Origin of the sequence: Microcoleus sp. ARI1-B5, assembly GCF_036705795.1 — a bacterium.
GTDB lineage: Bacteria > Cyanobacteriota > Cyanobacteriia > Cyanobacteriales > Microcoleaceae > Microcoleus.
In genome coordinates, this window is sequence record NZ_JAUBVK010000063.1 from 1 (window position 1) to 6,386 (window position 6,386).

Genomic DNA, 6,386 nt, shown 5'->3' on the forward strand with positions numbered 1-6,386 from the left:
GTTGAAGGCTCCTGCAAATTCAAATCCCGCCGGCAGCGGTAGGGACAAGTTTTGTTGGTTGACTGGGGCAATGCTGATGGTTGTGTCTTGCTTTAAGGCACCGGGGGCTATCATTACTGTTGATGTGCCGTCTGTTGAGCTGATGACATTCAATAAGGAAGGCTATCCCAAGTATTTCCAATAGATTCTTGACTGGGAAAGCGGTATTATTAACACTATCAACCGATTACAAATTAAGGGTTAAAGTTATGGATGCTGAAGAATTACTTAGAAGATATGCCAATGGCGAGAGAGACTTTGCTGAGGTTGACTTGAGCAATGCCAATTTGAAGAAAAGCAAGCTTATTGATATCAATCTCACCAAGACCAATTTAACAGATGCTGACTTGAGTGGTGCTGAGTTGATGAATGCTAACTTGAGTGGTGCTAACTTGATTTCTGCTGAGTTGATGAATGCTAACTTGAGTGGTGCTAACTTAAGCGATGCTAACATGGATTGTATTCACTTGATTAATGCTAACTTGACCGAGGCTAACTTGACCGAGGCTAACTTGGATGGCGCTGAGTTGATTAAGGCTAATTTTAGTGGTGCTAACTTGAAAGGAGCTTGGTTACAAGGGGCTGACTTGACGGGAGCTAATCTAAGTAATGCCTGCTTAGAAAACGCAACTTTGCACTATGCTGACGTGACTGATGCCAACCGAGCGTGGAGCTAATTTGAAAAATGGTTTTTTATCTAGGCTCAACTGCCAAAATACAAACCTCACTGGAGCCGACCTCAGCGATGCAGACCTCGGTGAAGCTGGTTTTTATGAAGCGACTCTAATTGGCGCGAATCTAAGTAATACCAAGTTGCATCAAACAGGGTTTTGGAATTCTAACCTAAGTAAAGCTAACTTTAGTGGTGCGATTATGGATGAAACATCATTTGATGGTTCAAATCTGTGCCACGCTAATCTGATGGGAGCTAGACCCGATCCTGAATATGACGACTCAAATATAATCAATCTTTGCGGAAAATGGGAAGACGCTACCTTGTGCAATACTGTCATGCCAGATGGAACGATCCGAAATGATAATTGTACAGCTTGATGAATGCTAAACATTGCTGAAAACAGATATACCCTCCGTTTGAATATTCATCATATTTCTGTGTCGATAGGCGTCAGATAAATTAATACAAATCCGCGTTAAATATCCCCTTGATAATTAACTGCACCAGCGCGACTAGGAGGTGGAGTGCGATCGGATAGGACTAGCAAAACATAGGATAATTGTACTATAATTCAGAAGTTAAAATAATTGACTAGATAATTTATGAATGCTGAAGAATTGCTCGAACGGTATACCAGTGGAGAAAGAGACTTTGCTGGGGTTGATTTGAGCGGTGTCGATTTGAACAAGGCAAATCTCCTTGAGATCAATCTCGCCAATGCCAATCTGATTAATGCTAACTTGAGTTATGCTGACTTGAGTGGTGCTGACTTGAGCAATGCTAACTCGATCAATGCTAACTTGCGTTGTATTGACTTGATTAATGCTAACTTGACCGAGGCTAACTTGACCGAGGTCAACTTGGAGGGCGCTCAGTTGGAGGGTGCTAACTTCAGTGGTGCTAACTTGAAAGGAGCTTGGTTGATAGGGGCTGACTTGAGTGGAGCCAATCTAAGTAATGCCTGCTTAGAAAACGCAACTTTGGACTCCGCTGACGTGACTGATGCCAACCGAGCGTGGAGCTAATTTGAAAAATGGTTTTTTATCTAGGCTCAACTGTGAAAATACTAACCTCACTGGAGCCGACCTCAGCGATGCAGACCTCGGTGAAGCTGGTTTTGATAAAGCAACTCTAATTGGCGCGAATCTAAGTAATACCAAACTACATCAAACAGGGTTTTGGAATTCCGATCTTACTGGAGCTAACTTTAGTGGTGCAATTATGGATGAAACATCATTTGATGGTTCAAATCTGTGCAATGCTAATCTGATGGGAGCTAGACCCGATCCTGAATATGACGACTCAAATACAATCAATCTGTGCGGAAAATGGGAAGACGCTACTTTGTGCAATACTATCATGCCAGATGGAACGATCCGAAATGATAATTGTACAGCTTGATGAATGCTAAACCTTACTGAAAACAGATATTCATCTGACTTCTGTTTCAATAGGAGTCTGATAAATTAATACAAATCCGCGTTAAATCTCCCTTTTATAATTAACCGCACCAGCGCGACTGGGAGGTTGAGTGCGATCGGATAGGACTAGCAAAACATAGAATAATTGTACTATAATTCAAAAGTTAAAATAATTGACTAGATAATTTATGAACGCTGAAGAATTGCTCGAACGGTATACCAGTGGAGAAAGAGACTTTGCTGGGGTTGACTTGAGCGGTGTCGATTTGAACAAGGCAAAGCTCATTGATATCAATCTCGCCAATGCTATTTTGATTAATGCTAACTTGACGAGTACTCATTTGAGTGGTGCTGACTTGAGTGGTGCTAACTTGAGCGAGGCTAACTTGGATTGTATTCACTTGATTAATGCTAACTTGAGTAATGCTAACTTGAGCGATGCGAACTTGGATGGCGCTCAGTTGATTAATGCTAACTTCAGTGGTGCTAACTTGAGAGAAGCTTGGTTGGAAGGGGCTGACTTGAGTGGAGCCAATCTAAGTAATGCCTGCTTAGAAAATGCAACTTTGCACTATGCCGACTTAACTGATGCCAACCTCAGTGGAGCTAATTTGAAAAATGGTTTTTTATCTCGGCTCCACTGTCAAAATACAAACCTCACTGGAGCCGACCTCAGCGATGCAGATGTCACTGAAGCTGGTTTTTATAAAGCAACTCTAATTGGCGCAAATCTGAGTAACACCCAGTTGCATCAAACAGGGTTTACTAATTCAGATCTTACTGGAGCAAACCTCAGTGGTGCGATTCTAGAGGAAACATCATTTGATGGTTCAAATCTGTGCAATGCTAATCTGATGGGAGCTAGAGGAGAGCCTGAATATGGCCCAAATACAACAATCAATCTTTGCGGAGAATGGGAAGACGCTACCTTGTGCAATACTGTCATGCCAGATGGAACGATCCGAAACGATAATTGCCCAGAGCGATAAATGCTAAACATTGCTGAAAACAGATCTACCCTCCGTTTGAATATTCATCATATTTCTGTGTCGATAGGCGTCAGATAAATTAATACAAATCCGCGTTAAATATCCCTTTTATAATTAACCGCAGCGCGACTAGGGCCGAGAGGGAGATCGAGAGAGTTGGGGAAGAACATAAAGGGGATTTTAACGCGGATTCGGTATTATTTATTATTCCTCCTCAAGTTCCTCAGATTCACCCTCAAGTTCCTCAAGTTCCTCTTCCGGATCTGTAGGGTCTTCGGGAAGTGGCGGTGGATTTGATTTCCAAGGAAGGCTAGCCCAAGTATCTCCAATAGATTCTTTACTGGGAAAGATGTATTTGATATCTTTGATATCTTGTTTTATTTCTTGAGGAAGAAGAGGGAATAGATCGTAGCCGATCTTGGTTTCTATTTCTTCAAGAGACCAGACAGGACGTTGAGTGAGATCGTCAATCTTACTCCAATCCTTGTTTCTCCAGCCTTCGGCAATGTTACCGGGGTTTTCATTTGGATAATAAAAACCAACGGCATATACAGGAGTTGCGCTAGGGTCTGCACCCGGCTTATCCAAAACCACCATGACTTTCCATATATTTTCAGGAATTTGAATAGCTTTACCGCCCGCATCAAGACTGCCCTTAATGCCATCAATGCCATTAATGACATAGACTTCTTTACCTTCTTTGGCAAAATCTTGCCCGTAGTTTTCAAATTTCTCCCAAAATATTGACCTATTATGATCCTCGTGCTGTGGAACAATATTTGTTAGCAGATTGACAGCTTTACTGTCCTTGAGAGTAATACTGCGAGATGCCAGAGGTGTTTGATGACCTCCAACATAAGGTTTTCTCTTTTTATAATCATTGTTTGTCACTTGGTAAAAATCTGGTGGAAGGCTGCGATCATTAGTGAAACCGCGCTTACTAAGATTTTTCTCTCCATCCAAAAATATCCATGATTTATTGATCTGGAAACTCGCCCAGTTAGGTATATTTCCAGTACCGTTGTAAGACAGAGTATATTGCGGTTTTTCAAGCAGCAAATTGTCTTTATAGAGATTCCCATCATAAGCAGCACCGCTATACCTTGCTGGACTACGGCCATCCTTTGGTGTCGGTTCCCCAAATCTTAGAGAACTACTCTTGAAGAAGACATCATCCAAGTAAACCACGTCGTTACCTTCCAATTCAAATTTGAGCGTCGCTGTTTTACCTCGGAACTTATCTAATTCTTTTTGTTGGGTTGACCCTTCATAAAAAGTGTCAAATACATTAAAAGTCTCAAAGCCTCTAGTTGCATAACCAAGTTTTCGGGCAGCATCTTTTTCGAGATCGTTGTTGTAGAAAGAGTCTGATATTCCTGTTAGGAAGTTAGCTTCATTGAGAAGAATAGTTTCAGTTATTTCTTCACCCGAAGCTGCATCGGTGAGAGTAACTTTCAGCTTATTACCTCGGTCTGCTGCTTTTTTAGGAACATGAATGTTGAACCGCAAAGACCCCCAATCTGGTACAACAAAGCGGTTGTGCGTAATACTGTCACCACCCTTTAATTCCAGAGCATAGTTAGAGAATTTAGGGTCATCCCTATCAATACCCATCCTTTCTAGGTAAGAGGTTCCAGGGATCTCATTTGTGCCGTTTAGGCTACGTTGTCTGAGACCATCAATGGTACTCCAATTTACTAAATGCTTCGTGGGGTCTGCCAACTTTGATGTGGCACTATTGTGGAAAGACCACCCAGGAATTTCCTGAGAGATAGCATTCCGACCAAATTCTTCAGCCCCACTCCTATTCGGAATGTACTGGTCAAAATTCCCATTAAACAGAGTAGGAACCGCATAATCCCCCCGCATACCAGCCGAAAGCGTATTATCAAAACTAACCGGAACGCGCCCAGTAGGGCTATACTGACGCTGCTCTTTACCACCACCCAAAACAGAATAAAACCAGCCTTCGCCAATCCCCTCACCGCTAGCATTATCATACCAAGGTCTAGCTGCCGGGAAATTAGGATCGAACCATTGGTTCGCATCCCTTTCACCCAATTGGTCATTAATCAATTCTGGAACATTTGGATTTGAAGCATGAGGATACTGAGTTTGCACTTGCTCCAAGTCTAAATCAACCGTCCCCGCATACCAAGTCCAAGCCCGCTTGTGCGTTCCTCCAATATCATCATCTTTCGTAAACCCAATCCGACTATTTATCCGATCTGGTTCCCCCTCACGAGTACCGAGTAAAATCTCTCGGTCTGCTTTACCTAAATTAACACCCGACGCTTTAGGAAAATTTAGTCCAGCGGGTTTTGGATTCTTATTCAACTCCTCTTGTGGAAGTTGACCCAAAGCACGACCATTAGGAGTAGCAGTACCATGATTAGGATTAGCCACAGTCTGGTAATAGTTATCAGCAAACGTAACATTATTCCAAACCTGAACTTTTGGTTCGTAGAAATCGCTGAAATTTGTGCTGATAAAGCCCGCTAATTGTAAATTCAAACTAGGTTGGTAGAAATCATGCGGGTCGATTGTTGTCATCTGGAGGTCTCGGTTAGCCATAGATGTTCCACCAGCTTGGGGGAAGAAAGTTCCTAAACGCTGTACGATTTCGCTATTGACAACCGTCCCCCGACTGAAACCCATGAAATGCAGTGGCGAGTTGAACAAATCCCCCTGCTGGCGAATCAGCTTCCCTTGGCTATCGTACAACCGCTTTAATTGATTGCCTTGATACTCTCCAACGCCACCCCCCAACGCCAAATCCAATTGCACCATAGAAGCAAACAAAGCATCAGCCGCGCCCTCAGAAAAGCCAACGTCAGGAATAACTGATTCTCTGTCCAACGACCATTCTGGCAGTAACACTAACGATTTATTCTGGTTAACATAGTTAGCCTTAATATTGCTAGTTAAAGTCCGAAAATAGTTGGTATCTGTTGGTTGCAGTCCACCGGTTAAAGTTGTTAAGACTCCTCCATTTTTATCAATAGGAATCCAAGATCCGGTGGGTTTTTCGTAGCGTAAAATCAACCCATCATTACCAGTTTTTGCAATACTGTCAGCTACCTCGTAGAAGGAGTCAGGAATTCCCCCTTGGCCTGGCAAAAGTGTAAAACCATGAGTCAACACACTCACGCTGCTGAAAGGACTATTGCTACCTGGAGGTATAGTTTTAAACTGCCCCAAATCTTTGGTCACAGCGCCGCTATTACTCACAGCTTCAACAGCAAAATTGTAGTTCTGCCC

Annotated in this window: 7 protein-coding genes; 6 read left to right on the plus strand and 1 reads right to left on the minus strand. The window is 42.6% G+C overall.

Annotated features, from left to right (window positions below; translation table 11 throughout):
* The 6 genes from QUB63_RS34685 to QUB63_RS34710 all read left to right on the plus strand — a co-directional run.
* Positions 1 to 184, plus strand: a 184-nt coding sequence (locus QUB63_RS34685; protein WP_332949931.1) for a hypothetical protein, incomplete at its 5' end; no start/stop codon positions are given.
* A 64-nt stretch (positions 185 to 248) separates the two neighbouring features.
* Positions 249 to 716 (plus strand): pentapeptide repeat-containing protein, encoded by a 468-nt coding sequence (locus tag QUB63_RS34690; RefSeq protein ID WP_332949932.1) that lies wholly within the window; start codon positions 249 to 251, stop codon positions 714 to 716.
* Complete coding sequence (locus QUB63_RS34695) at positions 694 to 1,092, plus strand: pentapeptide repeat-containing protein (protein WP_332949933.1); 399 nt, start codon at positions 694 to 696, stop codon at positions 1,090 to 1,092. The genes QUB63_RS34690 and QUB63_RS34695 overlap by 23 nt, the downstream gene beginning before the upstream one ends.
* Before the next feature lie 225 nt (positions 1,093 to 1,317).
* The gene (locus tag QUB63_RS34700; RefSeq protein WP_332949934.1) at positions 1,318 to 1,740 is read left to right on the plus strand and encodes a pentapeptide repeat-containing protein; all 423 of its coding nucleotides are present in this window, start codon (positions 1,318 to 1,320) and stop codon (positions 1,738 to 1,740) included.
* Between the two features lies 1 nt (position 1,741).
* Positions 1,742 to 2,116 carry a pentapeptide repeat-containing protein gene (locus tag QUB63_RS34705; protein ID WP_332949935.1) on the plus strand — a complete coding sequence of 125 codons (375 nt, stop codon included), beginning with the start codon at positions 1,742 to 1,744 and terminating at the stop codon, positions 2,114 to 2,116.
* Positions 2,117 to 2,324: 208 nt separating this feature from the next.
* Positions 2,325 to 3,125, plus strand: coding sequence for a pentapeptide repeat-containing protein (locus QUB63_RS34710; RefSeq protein ID WP_293262494.1), 801 nt, complete (start codon positions 2,325 to 2,327; stop codon positions 3,123 to 3,125).
* Positions 3,126 to 3,329: 204 nt separating this feature from the next.
* Here QUB63_RS34710 and QUB63_RS34715 read toward each other — a convergent pair.
* A partial coding sequence (locus QUB63_RS34715; protein ID WP_332949936.1) for a DNA/RNA non-specific endonuclease occupies positions 3,330 to 6,386 on the minus strand: 3,057 nt, incomplete at its 5' end.

What these genes read in the sequence shown, in the direction of transcription:
- QUB63_RS34710 (WP_293262494.1), top strand. Translation starts at nt 2,325, where the DNA reads ATGAACGCTGAAGAATTGCTCGAACGGTATACCAGTGGAGAAAGAGAC.
- QUB63_RS34690 (WP_332949932.1), top strand. Translation starts at nt 249, where the DNA reads ATGGATGCTGAAGAATTACTTAGAAGATATGCCAATGGCGAGAGAGAC.
- QUB63_RS34695 (WP_332949933.1), top strand. Translation starts at nt 694, where the DNA reads ATGCCAACCGAGCGTGGAGCTAATTTGAAAAATGGTTTTTTATCTAGG.
- QUB63_RS34700 (WP_332949934.1), top strand. Translation starts at nt 1,318, where the DNA reads ATGAATGCTGAAGAATTGCTCGAACGGTATACCAGTGGAGAAAGAGAC.